This is a genomic window from Amycolatopsis sp. FDAARGOS 1241 (genome assembly GCF_016889705.1).
Lineage (GTDB): Bacteria > Actinomycetota > Actinomycetes > Mycobacteriales > Pseudonocardiaceae > Amycolatopsis.
Genome location: NZ_CP069526.1, coordinates 1,153,851 through 1,172,945 on the forward strand (window position 1 = coordinate 1,153,851; position 19,095 = coordinate 1,172,945).

At 70.3% G+C, this 19,095-nt stretch carries 17 protein-coding genes; 9 read left to right on the forward strand and 8 right to left on the reverse strand.

Annotated features, from left to right (window positions below; all coding sequences use genetic code 11):
• Position 1 precedes the first annotated feature (1 nt).
• On the reverse strand, positions 2-592 hold the full coding sequence (locus tag I6J71_RS05580) for a GDSL-type esterase/lipase family protein (RefSeq protein WP_204093733.1): 591 nt from the start codon (positions 590-592) through the stop codon (positions 2-4).
• Positions 589-1,800, reverse strand: a complete 1,212-nt coding sequence (locus I6J71_RS05585; RefSeq protein WP_204093734.1) for a DUF6236 family protein — start codon at positions 1,798-1,800, stop codon at positions 589-591. Before I6J71_RS05585 ends, I6J71_RS05580 begins: the two co-directional genes overlap by 4 nt.
• Positions 1,801-1,857: 57 nt before the next feature.
• On the opposite strand from I6J71_RS05585, the gene I6J71_RS05590 reads away from it, so the two are divergent.
• Positions 1,858-2,463, forward strand: coding sequence for a flavin reductase family protein (locus I6J71_RS05590; protein ID WP_204093735.1), 606 nt, complete (start codon positions 1,858-1,860; stop codon positions 2,461-2,463).
• Positions 2,464-2,508: 45 nt separating this feature from the next.
• On the opposite strand, the gene I6J71_RS05595 is transcribed toward I6J71_RS05590, so the two are convergent.
• Together I6J71_RS05595 and I6J71_RS05600 are read right to left on the reverse strand one after the other, a co-directional pair.
• Complete coding sequence (locus I6J71_RS05595) at positions 2,509-3,228, reverse strand: DUF305 domain-containing protein (RefSeq protein ID WP_204093736.1); 720 nt, start codon at positions 3,226-3,228, stop codon at positions 2,509-2,511.
• Between the two features lie 7 nt (positions 3,229-3,235).
• Positions 3,236-4,096, reverse strand: a complete 861-nt coding sequence (locus I6J71_RS05600; RefSeq protein WP_370542086.1) for a DUF3105 domain-containing protein — start codon at positions 4,094-4,096, stop codon at positions 3,236-3,238.
• Between the two features lie 184 nt (positions 4,097-4,280).
• Between I6J71_RS05600 and argS the strand changes: the two genes are divergently transcribed.
• The 8 genes from argS (at position 4,281) to prfA (ending at position 14,805) form a co-directional block, all read left to right on the forward strand.
• Entirely contained in the window at positions 4,281-5,942 is a 1,662-nt protein-coding gene (argS, locus tag I6J71_RS05605; protein ID WP_204093737.1) for an arginine--tRNA ligase, read from the forward strand.
• Positions 5,943-5,945: 3 nt separating this feature from the next.
• Positions 5,946-7,376 carry a diaminopimelate decarboxylase gene (gene lysA / locus I6J71_RS05610; RefSeq protein ID WP_204093738.1) on the forward strand — a complete coding sequence of 477 codons (1,431 nt, stop codon included), beginning with the start codon at positions 5,946-5,948 and terminating at the stop codon, positions 7,374-7,376.
• Between the two features lie 12 nt (positions 7,377-7,388).
• Positions 7,389-8,699, forward strand: a complete 1,311-nt coding sequence (locus tag I6J71_RS05615) for a homoserine dehydrogenase (protein ID WP_204096893.1) — start codon at positions 7,389-7,391, stop codon at positions 8,697-8,699.
• Between the two features lie 82 nt (positions 8,700-8,781).
• Positions 8,782-9,837 carry a threonine synthase gene (thrC, locus tag I6J71_RS05620; protein ID WP_204093739.1) on the forward strand — a complete coding sequence of 352 codons (1,056 nt, stop codon included), beginning with the start codon at positions 8,782-8,784 and terminating at the stop codon, positions 9,835-9,837.
• On the forward strand, positions 9,834-10,742 hold the full coding sequence (gene thrB / locus I6J71_RS05625; RefSeq protein WP_204093740.1) for a homoserine kinase: 909 nt from the start codon (positions 9,834-9,836) through the stop codon (positions 10,740-10,742). Before thrC ends, thrB begins: the two co-directional genes overlap by 4 nt.
• A gap of 412 nt (positions 10,743-11,154) precedes the next feature.
• Positions 11,155-13,173 carry a transcription termination factor Rho gene (gene rho, locus I6J71_RS05630; protein ID WP_204093741.1) on the forward strand — a complete coding sequence of 673 codons (2,019 nt, stop codon included), beginning with the start codon at positions 11,155-11,157 and terminating at the stop codon, positions 13,171-13,173.
• A gap of 249 nt (positions 13,174-13,422) precedes the next feature.
• Positions 13,423-13,647 (forward strand): 50S ribosomal protein L31, encoded by a 225-nt coding sequence (rpmE, locus tag I6J71_RS05635; RefSeq protein WP_204093742.1) that lies wholly within the window; start codon positions 13,423-13,425, stop codon positions 13,645-13,647.
• An 87-nt stretch (positions 13,648-13,734) separates the two neighbouring features.
• The gene (gene prfA / locus I6J71_RS05640) at positions 13,735-14,805 is read left to right on the forward strand and encodes a peptide chain release factor 1 (RefSeq protein ID WP_204093743.1); all 1,071 of its coding nucleotides are present in this window, start codon (positions 13,735-13,737) and stop codon (positions 14,803-14,805) included.
• Position 14,806: 1 nt separating this feature from the next.
• Here the strand turns inward: prfA and I6J71_RS05645 are convergent, their stop codons facing one another.
• Genes I6J71_RS05645 through I6J71_RS05660 form a run of 4 tightly spaced genes read right to left on the reverse strand, consistent with a single transcriptional unit; the run spans position 14,807 to position 19,009 of the window.
• On the reverse strand, positions 14,807-16,252 hold the full coding sequence (locus I6J71_RS05645; RefSeq protein WP_204093744.1) for a hypothetical protein: 1,446 nt from the start codon (positions 16,250-16,252) through the stop codon (positions 14,807-14,809).
• Between the two features lie 54 nt (positions 16,253-16,306).
• Entirely contained in the window at positions 16,307-17,572 is a 1,266-nt protein-coding gene (locus I6J71_RS05650; protein WP_204093745.1) for a mannosyltransferase family protein, read from the reverse strand.
• Positions 17,565-17,999 carry a GtrA family protein gene (locus tag I6J71_RS05655; RefSeq protein WP_204093746.1) on the reverse strand — a complete coding sequence of 145 codons (435 nt, stop codon included), beginning with the start codon at positions 17,997-17,999 and terminating at the stop codon, positions 17,565-17,567. Before I6J71_RS05655 ends, I6J71_RS05650 begins: the two co-directional genes overlap by 8 nt.
• On the reverse strand, positions 17,996-19,009 hold the full coding sequence (locus I6J71_RS05660; RefSeq protein WP_204093747.1) for a glycosyltransferase family 2 protein: 1,014 nt from the start codon (positions 19,007-19,009) through the stop codon (positions 17,996-17,998). Before I6J71_RS05660 ends, I6J71_RS05655 begins: the two co-directional genes overlap by 4 nt.
• Between the last annotated feature and the right edge of the window lie 86 nt (positions 19,010-19,095).

Sequence of the window (19,095 nt, forward strand, 5' to 3'; positions counted from 1 at the left end):
CTCAGCCGCTGATCCACCCGGGCCACCCGCCGGCCAGCACCAGCTCCGCCAGCCGCCGGTAACCGCCCGCGCCGGGGTGCGCGCCGTCGCGCGCGAGGGCTTCCGAGGTCCACACCGGGTCGGCGGCCAGCGCTTCCGTGGTGGCGACGAAGGGCACGTTCCGCGCCGCGCACAACCCCGCCATCGCCGCGGCGAGGTCGACGGTCCGGCGCAAGTGGGCCGCACCCGCGTCGATGACCGGCGGCGGGCCCACCACGAGCACCGGGATGCCCCGCAGCGCGGATTCTTGGAGCAGCGAAGCCAAGTTCGCCACGCACCGGTCCGCAGCCACGCGCACGGTGCCGTTCTCCTCGACCATGTCGTTGCTGCCGAAGGAAACCACGAGCCGGTTGTCCTCGTCCGGCACCACCCGCGCTTCGACCTCCGGCCAGCAGCGGCGCAGGACGTCTTCGGAGGTGTTGCGGCGGATGCCGAGGTTGAAGCCGGTGACGGCCCCGCCGGTGGCCTGCAGCACGCGGCCGACCCAGCCGCGGTGTTCCGGGTCGCCGACACCTTGGACGAACGAGTCGCCGAGGAAGATCACCCGGGTCATCGCGCGGGCCACGCACGGCGCAAGCGGTCATTCAGCTTGGCCGGGCTGAGTTCGCGGTCCAAGCGGAACAGGTAGCCCACCGGGGATTCGCGGATGGCCGCGTGGCGTTCGCGCCGCCACTGGACCGGAGCGGCCAGCACGCAGGCGGCCGCTGTGGCGGAACCGGCGATCGCCGGCGACAGCCCGACCGCGTCGGCTGCCATCGTGACCAGTGCGGGTGGCGCGATGGACTTCACGTTGCCGACCGCCTTCACCGACTCCAGGCCGACGCTGCGAAGCTGCTCGCTCAGGTGCTTGAGCTGTTCGGTCACGGCGTGGTCGACCTCGGTGCGCAGGTACTCGCGGAATACGGCCAGGTCCCGCACGTCCTGCAGCTGCGCGAGCCGCTGCGACTGCTCAGTCACGTACCGGCGGAAGGCGTCGAGTTCGGCGCCGAACTTCGTGCGGACTTCGATGATCTTCTCGACCGGCACCCGCTCGAGTCCCAAGGGGACGACGGTCTCGAAGGCGAGGAACACGAACGCGTCCTCCGCGTCCGGGTGGCCCGCGGTGGCGGGCGCCGAGCCGAGGAGCACGTCGGCGAGCCGCTCGAGTGTCCAGCCCGACGCGGCCGTGTGGTGCAGCGCCTGGTCGGTGACCGGGTGCAGGCGGTTCTCGGCCGCGATGCGTTCGACCAGGGCGCACGTGTAGACGTCCACGAGCTCCGGGTGCATCCCCACCCAGAGGCCGCCGTGGCCCTCGACGACCGTGGCGAGCCCGGTGTCCACCGCCGCTTCGATCAGGCGAGCGGACACCTTGTCGGCGTGGACGTAGTCGTGCCACGACGAGGCCAGCAGATCGACCTCCTGGCGTGGTCGGGGCAGCATCGAGCGGCGAGGCCGCACCGACCGGCGAGGCCGCTCGGTCAGACCGGGCACCGGAAGCCGGTTCCTGCCGGGCTCGAGTCCGAACCGCTCCCGCAGCTCCCGTCCGTGGGTGGCGATGAGTTCCAGGAACGGGAGCCCGACCTCTTCGGCGGCCCACGGTGGGGGCGCGAGATCCACCAGCCAGCCGGCGTCCGAGCCGAGCGTGTGCGACTCCTCGGAATCGAGGGCCGGATACCCTGCCGGGCGCAGCCGGGCCATCTTGGGCCAGTACAACGCCGCGTACTTCAGCCACCGGTCGTCTCGGACGTGGATGTACGGGTAGTACAGGGCGATCTGATCCACCGCGAACCCCCTTGATCGGCGTCGGGCAGCTTAGCGGTGGCCTGGTAGACCTGAGCCATGCGCAAGGACTTCGATCCCGTCGGCATCGCCCCGTTCGCGTTCTACCGGCTGCTCACGGCGACCGTGGTGCCGCGGCCGATCGCGTGGGTGTCGAGCACGTCGCGTACCGGTGTGGACAACCTCGCCCCGCACTCGTTCTTCACCGTGGCCTCGGCCGCGCCACCGGTGCTGCAGTTCACGTCGGTGGGGCGCAAGGACACGTTGCGCAACGTCGAGGCGACCGGCCAGTTCGTGGTGAACCTGGCGCCCGAGGAGCTGTTCGAGAAGATCAACGACACCGGTACCGACTTCCCGCCCGAGCACAGCGAGTTCGACGCCGCCGGGCTCACGCGCGAGCCGAGCCTGCGGGTGAAACCGCCGCGGGTGGCCGAGTCGCCGGTGGCGTTCGAGTGCGAGCTGCACAGCACGGTCGGGTTCGGCGTCTCGACGGTGGTCTTCGGCCGGGTGGTGCACATCGCGGTGGCCGAGCACGTGCTCGACGGCGACCACCCGCTCATCGAACGGCTGCGCCCGCTCGCCCGGCTGGGCCGCGACGAGTGGGGCACCGTCGGCGACGTCCGCGAGATCTCCCGGATCCCGTTCGCCGACTGGGAAAGGCGCTGAAAAAGGGCCGCCCCCGAACGGGAGCGGCCCTTCGAACTCCGAGACTCAGGACGCCGGCAGCGGCTGGGCGCCGCGCGCCTGCAGCATCAGCTTCATCTGGTCCATCTCCGCGCCCTGCGACGTGAGGATGCTCTGGCACAGCGCTTTCACCGCCGGCAGGCTCGAGTGCTCCTGCGCGTACTGGGCCATCGCCGTGCCGCCTTCGTGGTGACGCAGCATGAGCTGCAGGAAGTACACGTCCATCGCGCGGCCGGACAGCGAGCGCAGCTTCGCCAGCTCCGCGTCGGTGGCCATGCCGGGCATCGGCGCGCCTCCCCCCGGGGAGAGGGTCGCCATCTGCATGCCGTGGCCCATCGGCTCGGTCATCCACGTCATGTACGCGCCGGTCGCCTGCTCCGGCTGGTCCCACAGCATGAGCCAGCCCTTCATGCGGCCGACCTGCTCGGTCTGGGTGCTCTCGATGTCGAACGCGAGCTGCTTCACCTCGGGGTCCGTGGTGTGGTCGCGGGCCCAGTTGGCCATGGTGACGGCCTGCAGGTGGTGGGTCGACATGTCCTGCGCGAAGCCGACCTCGACCGAGCCGGCGCCGGGTGTCGCCGCCGCGGAGTCGTCGCCATCGGTGAGCCGCGTGGCGAACACGCCGATCGCGGCGCCGATCAGCAGCACGGCGAGCATCGCGCCGCCGATGATCACCCACCGCGACCAGGCCGGCCGGTCGCCGCCGGGCTCTTCGACGTCGGATTCGAGGTCGGCTTCCTTGCTCACAGCCGGATCACTGCCCCGCCGGCGCCGACGGCGCGGTCGGCAGACCCGAGGTGCCCGGCATGCCACCCTGTTCGCCCTGGGCGCCGGTGGTGCCCTTGTAGTCCATCGGCTTCGCGTCCGGGCCCGGCTTGCTCGGGTCGAACGGCGGCGGGTTGCTCGGGTCGAACTGGCCCGGGCCGAGCGCGTCGCACGAGGCGCCGATCTCGGGGTACACACCGTTCGGGTTGGTCCGCAGCGCGGCGATGAACTCGTCGATCCGCGGGTCGCTCGCGCTGTCGAGCTTCAGCTGGTGGCCCCACGACTGCAGGGAGATCGGCTTGTCGAGGCCGGGGTAGGGCGACATCATCGTGTACGTCTTGCCCTTGACCCGCGCGGCGAGCAGGTCGACCTGGTCACCCTTGACGAGGTCCGGGTTGTAGGCGATCCACACGGTGCCGTGCTCGAGCGCGTGCACCATGTTTTCCGTGCGCACGGCGGTGGGGTAGACGACGCCGTTGCAGGCGGCCCAGTAGCCGTCGTGCGGCCCGCCGAACGGCGGGCTGTGGTCGTAGGCCACCCGTTCGGTGGGCAGCACGTGCACCGATCCGGTGTACGTCGCGGTGATCACGCCCGGGATGCGCTTGGACGGGTCCGGGTCGGTAGCGGTCGGGGCGAACGACGCGGCTGCCTCCTCACGGGACTTCTGGTCGCGTTGCGGAGCCGATTTCACCAGGTAGTAGGTGACGACGCTGGCCAGCAGGGCCACCACCACGACGACTCCGATGATGGTTCCCCACGGGGTGCCCTTCTTGGTGACGACGGACTTGCCCCGGGCCGCCTTCACCGCGTTGGCGGACGTCCCCTTCTTGCTGGTTGTCCCTTTCGCCATGGTTTGCCGCGATCTCCTCGTGAGATGATGGAGGAATCCGGTCGGACCCTGCCCGTCGGCCAGTGTAGAGACCGGGCGTCTGATCACCGTGAACGCCTCTCGCGATCACCGCGGGTGTGATCCGGGCCAATCCTCGGTCGGACCGGCGTAAGCGTCCGACCTGGGCACACCTAGAATTCGGCGGGTGACTCCCGCCGCTCTCGCCGACCTGGTCCGCGCCTCCGCCGTGCAGGTGCTCGATGCCCGAGGTGTCGATGCCGCCGTGCTGCCGGAGCAGGTGACCATCGAACGTCCCCGCAACCCCGAACACGGCGACTACGCGACCAACCTCGCCTTGCAGGTGGCCAAGAAGGCCGGTCTCCAGCCGCGGGAGTTCGCGGAAGCGCTCGCCCAGGTCGTCGCGGCGGCCGACGGGGTGGCCGCGGCCGACGTCGCCGGCCCGGGTTTCCTCAACTTCCGCCTCGCCGCCGGCGCGCAGGGTGAGGTCGTGCGCCAGGTGCTGGCCGCGGGCGAGCAGTACGGCCGCGGCGACGCGCTGGCGGGCCGCAGGATCAACCTCGAGTTCGTGTCGGCCAACCCGACCGGCCCGATCCACCTCGGCGGCACGCGGTGGGCGGCGGTCGGCGACGCGCTGGGCCGCGTGCTGTCCGCGCAGGGCGGCGAAGTCACGCGCGAGTACTACTTCAACGACGCCGGCGCGCAGATCGACCGCTTCGTCCGCTCGCTCATCGCCGCCGCGAAGGGCGAGCCCGCGCCGGAGGACGGCTACGCGGGCGGCTACATCAACGACATCGCCGCCGAGGTCCTCAGGCAGGAGCCGAGCGCGCTGTCGCTGCCCGAGGCCGAGCGGCACGAGACGTTCCGGCGCATCGGCATCGAGCTGATGTTCACCGAGATCAAGCAAAGCCTGCACGAGTTCGGCACCGACTTCGACGTGTACTTCCACGAGAACTCGCTGCACGAGTCCGGCGCCGTCGACGCCGCCGTGCAGCAGCTCAAGGACTCCGGCAACCTCTACTTCGCCGATGGCGCGTGGTGGCTCAAGTCGAGCGAGTACGGCGACGACAAGGACCGCGTCGTCATAAAGAAGGACGGGAACCCGGCCTACATCGCCGGCGACCTGGCCTACTTCAAGGACAAGCGCAACCGCGGTTTCGACCTGTGCATCTACATGCTCGGCGCCGACCACCACGGCTACATCGCCCGGCTCAAGGCCGCCGCGACGGCGTTCGGCGACGACCCGGACACCGTCGAGGTGCTCATCGGCCAGATGGTGAACCTCGTGAGCGAAGGCAAGCCGGTGCGCATGTCCAAGCGCGCGGGCACCGTGATCACGATGGAGGACCTCGTGGAGGCCGTGGGCGTCGACCCGGCCCGCTACGAGCTCATCCGCTACTCCGTCGACTCCACTTTGGACGTCGACCTCGACCTGCTGCGCAAGCACTCCAACGACAACCCGGTCTACTACGTGCAGTACGCGCACGCGCGCCTGTGCACGATGCTGCGCGGCGCCGCCGACCTCGGGCTCAAGTCCACTCCGGACGCCGACCTCGGCACGCTCACGCTGTCGGTGGAGGGCGACCTCATCCGCACGATCGGGGAGTTCCCCGAGGTCGTGCGCCGCGCCGCCGAGATGCGCGAACCGCACCGCGTCGCCCGCTACCTCGAGGAGCTGGCCGGCGCGCTGCACAAGTTCTACGCGGTCCGCGAGGCCCGCGTGCTCCCCAAGGGAGATGAGGAACCCACCGCGGCCAACGTCGCCCGCGTGACTCTCTGCGAGGCGGCGCGCCAGGTGCTCGCCAACGGCCTCGCGCTGCTCGGTGTCACCGCTCCGGAACGGATGTAACAAATGGCGCACCCCGCGGGCCCACGCCACGCCGACGTCTACCCCCACGCCGATGCCTCCGGGTTCCCGCCCGCGGGTGCCGACGAACTCGACAAGCTGCCCGCGAAGGTGTGGCCGCGCAACACGTTCCGCGCGTCCGACGGTGTCGTGCGCATCGCGGGCGTGGACGTGCGCGAGCTCGCCGAGCAGTACGGCACGCCGCTGTTCGTGGTCGACGAAGCGGACTTCAAGTCCCGCTGCGGCGACTACGCCCAGGCGTTCGACGACCCGGCGCTCGTGCACTACGCGTCGAAGGCTTTCCTGTCGATCGAGATCGCCCGCTGGGTGGCCGAGCAGGGGCTGAGCCTCGACGTGTGCAGCGGCGGCGAGCTCGCCGTGGCGCAGCGCGCGAACTTCCCGGCCGAGCGGATCACCTTCCACGGCAACAACAAGTCGATCGCCGAGCTCGATCACGCGGTCGAGGCCGGCGTCGGCACGATCGTGGTGGACTCGTACTTCGAGATCGCCCGCCTCGCAGAGGTGGCCGCGCGCCGCGAGGTCGTGCAGCCGGTGCTGGTGCGGGTGACGGTCGGGGTCGAGGCTCACACGCACGAGTTCATCGCCACCGCGCACGAGGACCAGAAGTTCGGCTTCTCGCTCGCCTCGGGCGACGCGGCCGAGGCCGTGCGCCGCGTGCTCAACGCGCCGTCGCTCAAGCTCGTGGGCCTGCACAGCCACATCGGCTCGCAGATCTTCGACGCCGACGGCTTCGAGGTCGCCGCCCGCCGCGTGGTGGGCCTGCTCGCCGACCTCGCCAAGGAGCACGGCCGTGAGCTGCTCGACCAGCTGAACCTCGTCGACCTCGGTGGGGGCTTCGGCATCGCCTACACCGAGAAGGACAACCCGCCGCCGCCCTCGCAGATGATCACGCAGATCCGCGAGATCGTGCGCAAGGAGTGCGCCTACGCCGACCTGCCGGTGCCGCGGATCGCGGGGGAGCCGGGCCGCGCGATCGCCGGGCCGGGCACCTTCACGCTCTACGAGGTCGGCACCATCAAGGACGTCGCTCTCGGTGACAACACCACACGCCGCTACGTGAGCGTCGACGGGGGCATGAGCGACAACATCCGCACCGCGCTGTACGACGCGGTGTACGACTGCCGGGTGGTTTCGCGCGCCGCGAGCGACGGTGACGAGCCCGTGACCGCCACGCTGTCCCGAGTGGTGGGAAAACACTGTGAATCCGGCGACATCGTCGTCCGAGACTGCTGGCTGCCCGACACGCTTGCTCCCGGCGACCTGCTGGCCGTCGCGGCGACCGGTGCCTACTGCTACTCGATGGCGAGCGGGTACAACCGGCAGCCGCGCCCGGCAGTGGTGGCCGTGCGCAACGGCAGCGCCCGCGTGCTGCTGCGGCGGGAGACGACGGACGACATGCTGCGCCTGGAGGTTTGACGAGTGTCCACTGTGTCTCGATCGGACGGTCGGGCGATCAGGGTCGCCCTGCTCGGCTGCGGCACGGTCGGCAGCGAGGTCTGCCGCCTGCTCACCGAGCAGGCCGACGAGCTCGCTGCGCGCGCCGGTGCCCCGGTCGAGCTGGCGGGCATCGCCGTGCGCCGGCCCGACAAGCACCCCGAGCTCCCGCAAGAGCTGCTCACCGACGACGCGGCGGAGCTCGTGCGCCGCGACGACGTCGACGTGGTGGTGGAGCTCGTCGGCGGCATCGAACCGGTGCGCAGCTGGCTGCTCGCGGCTCTGAACTCGGGGAAGTCCGTGGTCACGGCCAACAAGGCGCTGCTGGCCGAGCACTCCGCCGACCTCTTCGAAGCCGCCGACGCCGCGGGCGCCGACCTGTACTTCGAGGCGGCGGTCGCGGGTGCCATCCCCCTGCTGCGCCCGCTGCGCGAATCGCTCGCCGGTGACCGCATCACGCGGGTGATGGGCATCGTCAACGGCACCACGAACTACATCCTCTCGGCCATGGACACCACGGGCGCCGGCTACTCGGAGACGCTCGACGAGGCCGGCCGCCTGGGCTACGCGGAAGCCGACCCGACGGCCGACGTCGACGGCTACGACGCCGCGTCCAAGGCCGCGATCCTCGCCTCGCTGGCGTTCCACACGCGCGTGACGCTCAAGGACGTGCACCGCGAGGGCATCGCCGAGGTCACGGCGTCGGACCTGCTCGCGGCCCGCGCGCTGGGCCGCACGGTCAAGCTCCTGGCCATCTGCGAGCGCGTGACGGCCGACGACGGCGCCGAATCGGTTTCGGCGCGCGTGCACCCGGTGATGATCCCGCGCAGCCACCAGCTCGCGGGTGTCGCCGGCGCGTTCAACGCCGTGTACGTGGAGGCCGACGCGGCGGGGCAGCTGATGTTCTACGGCCAGGGCGCCGGTGGCTCGCCCACGGCGAGCGCGGTGCTCGGCGACCTGGTCGCGGTGGCCCGCAACCGCGTGGCCGGCGGCCGCGGCCCGCGCGAATCCGCGCACGCCGCGCTGCCCGTGCGTCCGATGGGCCAGACGCCCACGCGCTACCACGTGAGCCTCGACGTCGCCGATCGCGCGGGCGTCCTGGCCCAGGTGGCGCAGGCGTTCGCCGCCCACGGCGTGAGCATCGCCGCCGTGCGCCAGCGCGATGCCAACGACACGGCGAGTCTCGTGGTGGTCACCCACCTGGCGCCCGACGCGGCGCTGCGGTCCACTGTGGATGAGATCGCGAAGCTCGACGTGGTGCACGAAGTCGTGAGCGTGATGCGCGTGGAAGGCGAAGACCAATGAGCGAAGCTTGCCGGCGAATCATCGCTGTTCGCGCGAACGCCGCACCAGTGATCAACGGGGAACTCCGAATCGAGGCGGCGGCATGAGTGCGTGGCCAGGGATCATCGAGGCGTACCGCGACCGCGTCCCGGTGCCGGACGGCGCACGAGTGGTGACGCTCGGCGAGGGCAACACGCCGCTGCTGCCGGCCGCGCGCCTGTCCGAGCTCACCGGGTGCACGGTGTACTTGAAGGTGGAGGGCGCGAACCCCACCGGTTCGTTCAAGGACCGCGGCATGACCGTGGCCATCACCCACGCGCTCGCGAGCGGGCTCAAGGCCGTGATCTGCGCCTCCACGGGCAACACGTCCGCCTCCGCGGCCGCCTACGCCGCACGCGCCGGGCTCACCTGCGCGGTGCTCGTGCCGCAGGGCAAGATCGCGATGGGCAAGCTCGCTCAGGCCGTCCTGCACGGCGCGCGCATCCTGCAGGTCGACGGCAACTTCGACGATTGCCTGGAACTCGCCCGCAAGACCGCGGCGGACTACCCCGTGACGCTCGTGAACTCCGTCAACCCGGTGCGCATCGCGGGCCAGAAGACGGCGGCGTTCGAGGTGTGCGACGTGCTCGGCGAGGCACCCGACATCCACTGCCTGCCGGTGGGCAACGCGGGCAACATCACCGCTTACTGGGCCGGGTATTCGGAGTACTCCGCGGACGGTGTGGTGAAGAACACCCCGCGCATGTTCGGCTTCCAGGCCGCGGGCGCCGCGCCGCTCGTGCGGGGCGAACCCGTGTCCGATCCCGACACGATCGCCACGGCGATCCGCATCGGCAGCCCCGCTTCGTGGGCCGGTGCGGTGAAGGCGAAGGACGAGTCCGGCGGCCTGTTCGAGGCGATCACGGACGAAAAGATTCTCGAGGCCTACCGCCTGCTCGCCGGGCGCGAGGGGGTGTTCGTGGAGCCCGCGTCGGCCACCAGCGTCGCCGGCCTGCTGGCCACCGCCGCCGACGGCCGCCTCCCGAAGGGCTCGACGGTCGTGTGCACCGTGACCGGCCACGGCCTGAAGGACCCCGCGACCGCGCTCGAGGGCAACGTCGAGGTCGAGCCGCTGGCCGTGGACCCATCGGCGGTCGCCGCCGCGCTGGACCTGCGGTGACGTGCTCCTCGGGCCGGCCGGCCGGCGCGTCGTTCCGGGTCACCGTGCCGGGTTCGACGGCCAACCTCGGCCCGGGTTTCGACGCGCTCGGCCTGGCGCTGGCGCTGCACGACGTCGTCGAACTGCAGGTGACCGAAGACGGTCTCAAGATCGAGGTCGTCGACGCGGGGGCCGGCGGAGTCGCCGACGTGCCGACCGACGAACGGCACCTCGTCGTGCGGGCGATCCGCCGTGCGTGCGCGCACTTCGACGTGCGCCCGCCGGGTCTGCACCTGCGCTGCTTCAACAAGATCCCGCACGCGCGCGGCCTCGGTTCCTCGGCCGCAGCCGTGGTCTCGGGCGTTGCGCTCGGGTACGCGCTCGCGGGCGTCCCGCTCGACGACGAGGCGCTGCAGCTCGCGGCCGAATTCGAAGGCCACGCGGACAATGCGGCTGCCAGCCTGCTCGGCGGGCTCGTGGTGGCGTGGAGTGAAAACGGCCGCTTCCACGCCGAGCGCGTCGAGCCGAGCGCGGCGATCCGCCCCGTGGTCGCGATCCCGGCGCTGAAGTCGTCCACCGACGCCACGCGCGGCCTGCTCCCGCAGCACGTCCCGCACGCCGACGCGGCGCACAGCGCCGGCCGGACGGCGCTCACGGTGCTCGCGATGACGCGGAAGCCCGGACTCCTGCTGGCCGCCACGGAGGACCGGCTGCACCAGGACTACCGGGCGAGCGCGTACCCCGCCAGCTCCGAGCTGGTGCGTACGCTCCGTGCCCGAGGGGTGGCCGCGACGATCTCCGGCGCGGGTCCGACGGTCCTCGCGCTCACGGAGACGGGAATACTGCCGTCGGATGTGGACGTTGACACCTTCGACGTCCACGAGCTGGGCGTCGATCTCGCCGGTGTGCAGGTTGCGGCTCAGTAAAGCCCCGGTCACGTGGCGGCCGGAACGTGCGCCACGCGGGGGGTGGTTGTTGCACCCGCCCACCGGGCGGTCTACCCTCGGGGGCGTTCGATCACCGTGCGTTTCCGCACCCGATGCCGGTCCTGTTCGCTCCTCGCGAGCCTCCGGTCCGCATCCTTCGTCGATCCGCCGATCCGCACCGCCTGGCAAACGGGAGCGGAGGGACGCAGGCGGGTTTCCGGTTTCGGCGGTGCCGAATTTCGTTTCCTCCGTTTGGGGGAGGCAACCACCCCTGTGCTGGCGACGCTCTCGCTGTGTCTCGCACGGCTAGGCGCGGGTCGTCCGCATCGGAAGCAAATGCCGTTTCGCAGCACGCGATCGGCGGCAGTCCGCTGATCCACCTGGAGGCGTGGATCGGTCAGGAAGGACATGTGTGAGCAACACCGATCTGTTGAGCGGCGACGTGGAGACCCCCGCCGCGGCCGCTGAGACGAATGGGGCTGCGGCTGCTCCGAAGCGCCGCACCGGGGGCCTGTCCGGGATGGTCATCGCCGAGCTGCGCCAACTGGCGGGCGAACTGGGTGTGGGCGAGACCACGGGGATGCGCAAGGGCGACCTGATCGCCGCGATCCGCGAGCGGCAGGGCAAGACGAAGAAGCGCACCGCCACGGCGGAGACGCTCCCGCTCGAAGGTGTCGGCGACGCTCCGGCGCCGAAGACGACGAAGGCGGCCAAGTCCGACGAGCCGGCTCGCGCCGAGAAGAAGCGCGAAGCGGCTCCGAGCGCCGAGTCCGCGCCCGCCCCGAAGGCGGAGACCAACGGGTCCGCGCCCGAGGCGTCCGCTCCGGCCGAGGCGCCGGCGGAAAAGCCCGCGCAGCAGGAGCGCCAGGACGGCGGCCAGCAGAACGACGGCCAGCCCGAGGAAGGCGGTCGCGGCCGACGTCGCCGCGGCGCCAACCGCGCCGCGGGCGCACCGGACGGCCAGCGCGAACAGCGTGACGGTGGCCAGCGCGGCGACCGCAACGACCGCGGTGACCGGAACGACCGTGGTGAGCGTGGTGAGCGCGGCGACCGCCAGGGCGGCCGCGACAACCGCGACAACCGCGGCGGCCAGGACAACCGCCAGCGCAACAACCAGCAGGACGGCGGCAACCGCGGTCAGCAGGACAACCGCGACAACCGCGCACAAGGCGGGGACGACGACGAGGAAGGCGGCCGTCGCGGCCGGCGCTTCCGCGACCGCCGCCGGCGGGGCAGCGGGGGCGGCCGGGGTGAAGGCGGTTCGCCGGACACCGAGATCCGCGAGGACGACGTCCTGCTGCCGGTCGCCGGCATCCTGGACGTGCTGGACAACTACGCGTTCGTGCGCACTTCCGGCTACCTGGCCGGGCCGAACGACGTGTACGTTTCGCTCTCGCTGGTCCGCAAGTTCGGCCTGCGCCGCGGTGACGCCATCACCGGTGTCGTCCGCCAGCCGCGCGAGGGCGAGCAGCAGCGGCAGAAGTTCAACCCGCTGGTGCGCGTCGACTCGATCAACGGCCTGGAGCCGGACGAGGCCAAGCGCCGTCCCGACTTCACCAAGCTGACGCCGCTCTACCCCAACGAGCGCCTGCGGCTCGAAACCGAGCCGCACAAGCTCACCACCCGCGTGATCGACCTGATCATGCCGGTCGGCAAGGGGCAGCGCGCCCTGATCGTGTCGCCGCCGAAGGCCGGTAAGACCACGATCATGCAGGACATCGCCAACGCGATCACCACGAACAACCCCGAGTGCCACCTCATGGTCGTGCTGGTCGACGAGCGGCCGGAAGAGGTCACGGACATGCAGCGGTCCGTGAAGGGCGAGGTCATCGCCTCTACCTTCGACCGCCCGCCGGCCGACCACACGTCGGTCGCGGAGCTCTCGATCGAGCGCGCCAAGCGCCTGGTCGAGATGGGCCACGACGTGGTGGTGCTGCTCGACTCGATCACCCGTCTCGGCCGTGCCTACAACCTGGCCGCGCCGGCGTCGGGTCGCATCCTGTCCGGTGGTGTCGACTCGACCGCGCTGTATCCGCCGAAGCGGTTCCTGGGTGCCGCGCGCAACATCGAGAACGGTGGTTCGCTCACCATCTTCGCCACGGCGATGGTGGAGACGGGCTCCACGATGGACACGGTGATCTTCGAGGAGTTCAAGGGCACCGGCAACGCGGAGCTCAAGCTCGACCGCAAGATCTCCGAGCGCCGCGTGTTCCCGGCGGTCGACGTCAACCCGTCCGGCACCCGCAAGGAGGAGCTGCTGCTCCCGCCGGACGAGCTCGCGGTCACGCACAAGCTGCACCGCGTGCTCCACGCGCTCGACTCGCAGCAGGCCATCGACCTGCTCCTGTCGCGCCTGCGCAAGACGAAGAACAACATCGAGTTCCTCATGCAGGTCTCGAAGACGGCCCTCGGCGGGAACGACGAGGACTGAGTTCGCTGCTGGCGAAGGGCCCCTCGAGCGTTCGAGGGGCCCTTCGGCGTTCCGGGCGGTTCAGTGGTCTCGGCGGGCAGCACAGACAACCGGTGGGCGGTGGGCTCCGGCGGGGTGGCTGTGAGCCGAGGAATACCAGGCCAGGAGGGTCTGTTGAGGAAGGTGTCAGCTCGTCTGGCACAATGACCCGCTGAAGTCCGGCACCGGTTCACCCCGACTGGGGACCCGGGGCCAACGAGAGAGGACACCATGAAGAGCGGTATTCACCCTGACTACGTGGTCACCCAGGTCACGTGCAACTGCGGGAACAGCTTCACCACCCGCAGCACCAAGGAGTCGGGCCAGATCCACGTCGAGATCTGCTCGAACTGCCACCCCTTCTACACCGGTAAGCAGAAGATCATGGACACCGGTGGCCGGGTCGCGCGGTTCGAGAAGCGCTACGGCAAGCGTCAGAAGAACGACGCCAAGTAGCTTCGCCGACGGCGCCCACCTGCACGAGCGGGTGGGCGCCGTTTGCTGTCTCCAGTAATCGTTTCGAGGCCGGGAAGAAGGCGCGCAGTGGATTCGACGTCGCTCAAGGGGCTGCTCGAGGAGCACGCCCAGCTGGAGACGCAGCTGGCGGATCCCGCCGTGCACGCCGACCAGGCGAAGGCCCGCAAGCTCGGCCGCCGCTACGCCGAGCTCAGCCCGGTCGTGAAGGCGGTGCGGGAGCTCGACCAGACCCGCGACGACCTCTCGGCGGCCAGGGAGCTGGCCGCCGAGGACGCGGCGTTCGCGGCGGAGGCCGAGGAGCTGGCCGCGAAGGTGCCCGAGCTGGAGTCGCGGCTCACCGAGCTGCTGCTGCCGCGCGACCCGTACGACGGATCAGACGTGGTCATGGAGATCAAGTCCGGTGAGGGCGGCGAGGAGTCGGCGCTGTTCGCCGGCGACCTGCTGCGCATGTACCTGCGCTACGCCGAGCGCCACGGCTGGAAGGCCGAGGTGCTCGACTCGACCGACTCCGACCTCGGCGGGTTCAAGGACGTCACGCTGTCGATCAAGAGCAAGACCGCCGACGTCGACGGCGTCTGGTCGCGCCTGAAGTTCGAGGGCGGGGTGCACCGCGTACAGCGCGTGCCGGCGACCGAGTCGCAGGGGCGCATCCACACGTCCGCCGCGGGGGTGCTGATCTACCCCGAACCCGAAGAGGTCGAGGTCGAGATCGACCCGAACGACCTGCGCATCGACGTCTTCCGCTCGTCGGGTCCCGGCGGTCAGAGCGTGAACACGACCGACTCGGCCGTGCGCATCACGCACCTGCCGACCGGCATCGTCGTGTCGTGCCAGAACGAGAAGTCGCAGATCCAGAACCGCGCCCGCGCGCTGCAGGTCCTGCAGGCGCGCCTGCAGGCGATCGCCGAGGAGGAGGCCGCCGCGAAGGCATCGGACGCCCGGCGTTCGCAGGTCCGCACCGTCGACCGTTCCGAGCGGGTGCGCACGTACAACTTCCCGGAGAACCGCATCTCGGACCACCGGGTGAACTACAAGGCCTACAACCTCGACCAGGTGCTCGACGGCGACCTCGACGGCGTTCTGGACGCACTGGCCACCGCCGACCGCGAAGAGCGGCTGGCGGCGCAGTCCGGCTGAGTCACACCGTCGCCGGGATCTCCTCGGTCAGCGGCTCGTCGTCCGCGCCCACGACCGGCTCCTCGGGCGGCTCTCCCTCGGCGCGGGGCAGCAGGCTGAGGACGCCGAAGACGATCGCGAGCACGGTCGGGAAGAGCGTGAGCAGCTGGTGCTTCACGCCTTCCACGCCCTCGCCGAGCGCGGACAGCCCGAGCTGCCCGACGGCGAAGAGCGTCAGCAGGAAGACGACGAGGCCGTACTCGCGCCGGTTCCGGCGGAACGCGCGGACGCCGGCCCAGGCGAGCAGCAGCCAGATCGGGATCAGCACGAACAGCCCGGCGGGCGCGGCTAGCGCGGCGGAGCCGGAGAACACCGGTACGCGGTACTCCTTCGCCAGCCGCGGCTGCCCGGAGAGCTCGCCGAAACTGCCGAGGTTGCCGGGCCGCGCAGTGAGCGTGTTCACGCCGCCCTGCTGCAGGATCTGCGCGACGCGCTCGGGGTGCGTCGCGTAGTACTGCACCACGTTGCGGCGGCTGATCTTGTCGCGGTACTGCGGGTAGAGCGGGTCGGTCGACGCCGCGCCCGGGCTCCACCAGCCGGTGCCGATGTACTTCGCGAACGACGGCGGGAACCCCAGCGCGGCCAGGTCGGCGTTCGTGTCGTGCTTGCCGTCCACGATGGAGTCGAAGATCGCGTTGTACATGTTGGCCTCGCGGTACTCCGCGTTGGCCGGGTCGCCGTGGGACTGCACGGCGAGCGTCCCGGCGCCGACGATCGCGAGCACAACCACAGGCAGCGCCCAGCGGGCCCCGCCGCGCGCGCCCTTCGGCTTCACGAGAAGAACCGCGATCACGAAAAGGGGAATGAGCAACAGGGTCTGCGACTTCGCGGTGATTCCGATCAGTCCACCGAGGACGGTGATGGCGGCACCCGCCCGGCGCCGGGCGCGGTCGCGGTGCATCAGCAGCAGGCCGCCGGCGATCAGCAGCAGGCCGAGGAAGGCCGCGCCCTCGCTGAGCGTGGAGGCGAAGTAGCCGAAGAACGCCGAGTCACCCATGACGAGCAGCAGGAGAACCGTCGCGACAACCTTGCCGCTGCGCTTCAGGTCGAGGCCGGCGACGGCGGCGGTGATGGCCACCGCGACGAGCACGCAGGTGCCGGCACCGAGGACCAGCAGGTTCAAGTTGGCACTCGAGCCGAAGAGGTGGCCCGCCTTGCTCGCGAGCCAGTCGAGCCAGCTCTGGCTCGAGACGTAGTCGCTCCTGCAGGGGACCCCGGCGCCGTAGCTGAACCGGACGAAGCCCTCCGACGGGCGGTCGAGCTGCTTGCCGCCGAGCTTGCAGAGCAGCCGCCAGCCGTCGCCGTTGTCCGCCATGCCGATGGGCCGGGGAACGAGGAACCGGATCAGGAGGAGGGCGAGCGAAGCGATGAAGATCGCGAGACCGAAGCGGAGCTCTTTGGTTCGCACCCGGCCGAGTGTAGGCAGGGCGGTGCCGCGCCGCCGGGTGAGCGCCCTCCGCGCTCAGCCGGCCCAGTAGCCGGAGATGAAGCGCACGAAGATCAGCGCGCCGATCGTCGCGTTGGCGTACAGCACTGCGTAGGCCACGCCGCGCAGCTTCGGCCGGCGCTCGGTGAACAGCACCAGCGCCACGTACATCACGAAACACGGCAGCAAGTAGCGGTGCACGGACACCACGTTGTTGTTGATCGTGAGCATCACGATCGACGCGATGCCGAACAGGGCCAGCGGGATTCCCTTGGCGCGCAACGCGACGAACACGTAGACCGACGAAATCAGCAGCAGGACCAGTCCGATGGTGGGCAGCACGTGGCTCATCAGCGTCCACCCGTCCATCGGGATGTCGCCGAGCAGCGCGTGCGCGGTGATCTTCGCTTCGGTCCACGCGGTGGCGAAGATGTTCGGGTTGAACTTGTGGTACGACCAGGTCGCGACACCCTTGAGGGCGTTGAAGCTCGCCATCGCGCTGCCGGTCCGCAGCTTCATGTAGACCATGTGCGTGCCGAGCCCGAGGAACGCGGCGGGGAACCACAGCAGCCGCCAGTCGAGCAGGCCGCGAAGCTTCCAGTCCTTCGAGCGCCAGAACTCCAGGAAACACAGCCCGACGAACACCGCCGCCGTGATCCGCGAGGCGGTGAGCGGGATGAGGCACAGGCCCATCCACACCCACTGGCGGCGCAGGGCGAACAGGTAGGCCCAGAAGCCCAGCGCGCAGAACACGGCTTCGCTGTAGAAGGAGTGCAGGAAGAAGGCCGCGGGCGCCGTGAGGAAGGCCGCGACCACGAGCCACGGCGCGCGGTCGCCGGTGAAGAAGAACCGGGCGATCTTCAGCAGTGCCACCGCGGCCAGCCAGGTCGCGACGAGGTTGACGAGGAATCCTGCCACCAGCAGGCCGATCAGGTGGAAGCTGATCGTCTGCACGAGCCACACGCAGATCGGGAACACCGGGTAGAACGCGCGCAGCGGCACGTAGCTGCTCGTGTAGGCGTGCTGCGCGATCTCGCCGTAGTTGCCGGCGTCCCAGCGGTAGGTGTGCGCGAGCAAGCTCCACGTCGACCCGATCCCGGTCTTGGGAATGCCCTCGCTCGTCGGGCTCGCCGGACCGAACAGCCACGCGACGGCGATCAGCGCGACGTTCCACGCGATCACGGCCGCGAGCACCTTCGCGAAGTCGCCGGTGAGCCACGCGGGCACGCGGGCCGCGCGCGGTGTTTCCGGCGCCGGACCCGCATCGTCGAGCGAAACGGGCGGAACGGCGGTGCTAGTCATGAGCGGCCTCCTGGGCCGGGGTCGGGACCACCTTGCGGCGGGTCCGGAAGACCACCTTGTTGTAGAGCACGTAGTTCCACACCAGCCCGACCGCGATCCCGGCGAACTTCGGGACCAGCGGCGTGACACCGGGCAGGGCGCTGGTGACCGCGTAGATCACCAGCGCCTGCACGACCCAGAGGCCGAACGCGGTGACGGCGAAGAACAACAGCGCCTGGCGGCGGACGTCGCCGTCCTTGGCGCGGAAGGTGAAGTTGCGGTTGAGCGTGAAGCTCAGCAGCATGCCCGCGGTGGTCGAGCAGAAGTTCGCGACGAACAGCGGCAGCCCGGCCACCGAGTACAGCACCAGGTAACCGAGCGCGTCGACCAGCGTGTTGGCCACCCCGACGAGGCCGAAACGCAGCTGGGTCGCGCTGATCAGTTTCACCGGACGCCGGTCCCGGCGTCCACACCGGACTCGACCGCACGCTCCAGTTGGGTCAGTCCGGTGCGGACGGAGGCGACCCCGTACAGCGGCCGGTTCTGCACCTGGGAGTACGTGCGTCCGATGTAGCTGCCGAGCACACCCAGCATGATGATCTGGATACCGCCGAGGAAGAACATCGCGATGGTGATGAACGCCCAGCCCGGCACGGCCGTCTGGGGCGCGAAGAGCTTCACCCCGATCACGTAGAGCACGCCGAAGAAGCTCAGCGCCGAGATCAGGTATCCGAACCGGCTGATCAGGCGCAGCGGGGTGACCGAGAAGCCCAGGATGCCGTCGGCGGCGAAGCGGAGCATCTTGCGCAGCGGGTAGCCGGTGACGCCGGCGTGGCGCTTGTCGCGGTCGAAGACCACCGCCGTCTGCTTGAACCCGATGTAGCTCACCAGGCCCCGCAGGAACCGGTCGCGCTCACGGTAGCGGCGCAGCTCGTCGACGACCTTCCGGTCGATGAGCCGGAAGTCGCCGGTGTTCTTCGGGATGTCGACGGCGGCCATCTTGCGCAGGAACCAGTAGAACGCGCTGGCGGTGATCTTCTTGAACGCGCTGTCCTGGCGCGAGCGGCGCTGCGCGTAGACGACGTCGAAGCCCTCTTCCCACTTTTCGATCAGCTCGAGAGCGACGCGCGGCGGGTCCTGCAGGTCACTGTCCATGATGATCGTGGCGTCGGCATCGACGAGGTCGAGACCAGCGGTGACGGCCATCTGGTGGCCGAAGTTGCGGGACAGCTCGACGACCGTCACCCGGTTGTCGCGTTCGGCGAGCGCGGTGAGCAGCGCGAGCGAGCTGTCGCGGCTGCCGTCGTCGACGTAGAGGAAGCTGAAGTCGTAGCGGTCGGCGAGTGGCGCCGTGACCTCGTCCACCGTGCGGTGGAGCAGGTCGATGTTGCCCTCCTCGTTGTAGATCGGGAAGACGAACGTGATCCGGCGTCTCGTGCCTGAGGGCTCCGTGGGCACTTCGGCTCCCGCTCCACTAGGTGAATCGGGCGAACGCGCGCAGATCGGCGGCCCGAGGGGACGCCGGAATCCTAAGAGATCACGCA

What these genes read in the sequence shown, in the direction of transcription:
- lysA (WP_204093738.1), top strand. Translation starts at nt 5,946, where the DNA reads ATGGCGCACCCCGCGGGCCCACGCCACGCCGACGTCTACCCCCACGCC.
- I6J71_RS05580 (WP_204093733.1), bottom strand. Translation starts at nt 592, where the DNA reads ATGACCCGGGTGATCTTCCTCGGCGACTCGTTCGTCCAAGGTGTCGGC.
- I6J71_RS05590 (WP_204093735.1), top strand. Translation starts at nt 1,858, where the DNA reads ATGCGCAAGGACTTCGATCCCGTCGGCATCGCCCCGTTCGCGTTCTAC.
- I6J71_RS05600 (WP_370542086.1), bottom strand. Translation starts at nt 4,096, where the DNA reads ATGGCGAAAGGGACAACCAGCAAGAAGGGGACGTCCGCCAACGCGGTG.
- thrC (WP_204093739.1), top strand. Translation starts at nt 8,782, where the DNA reads ATGAGTGCGTGGCCAGGGATCATCGAGGCGTACCGCGACCGCGTCCCG.
- I6J71_RS05650 (WP_204093745.1), bottom strand. Translation starts at nt 17,572, where the DNA reads ATGACTAGCACCGCCGTTCCGCCCGTTTCGCTCGACGATGCGGGTCCG.
- rpmE (WP_204093742.1), top strand. Translation starts at nt 13,423, where the DNA reads ATGAAGAGCGGTATTCACCCTGACTACGTGGTCACCCAGGTCACGTGC.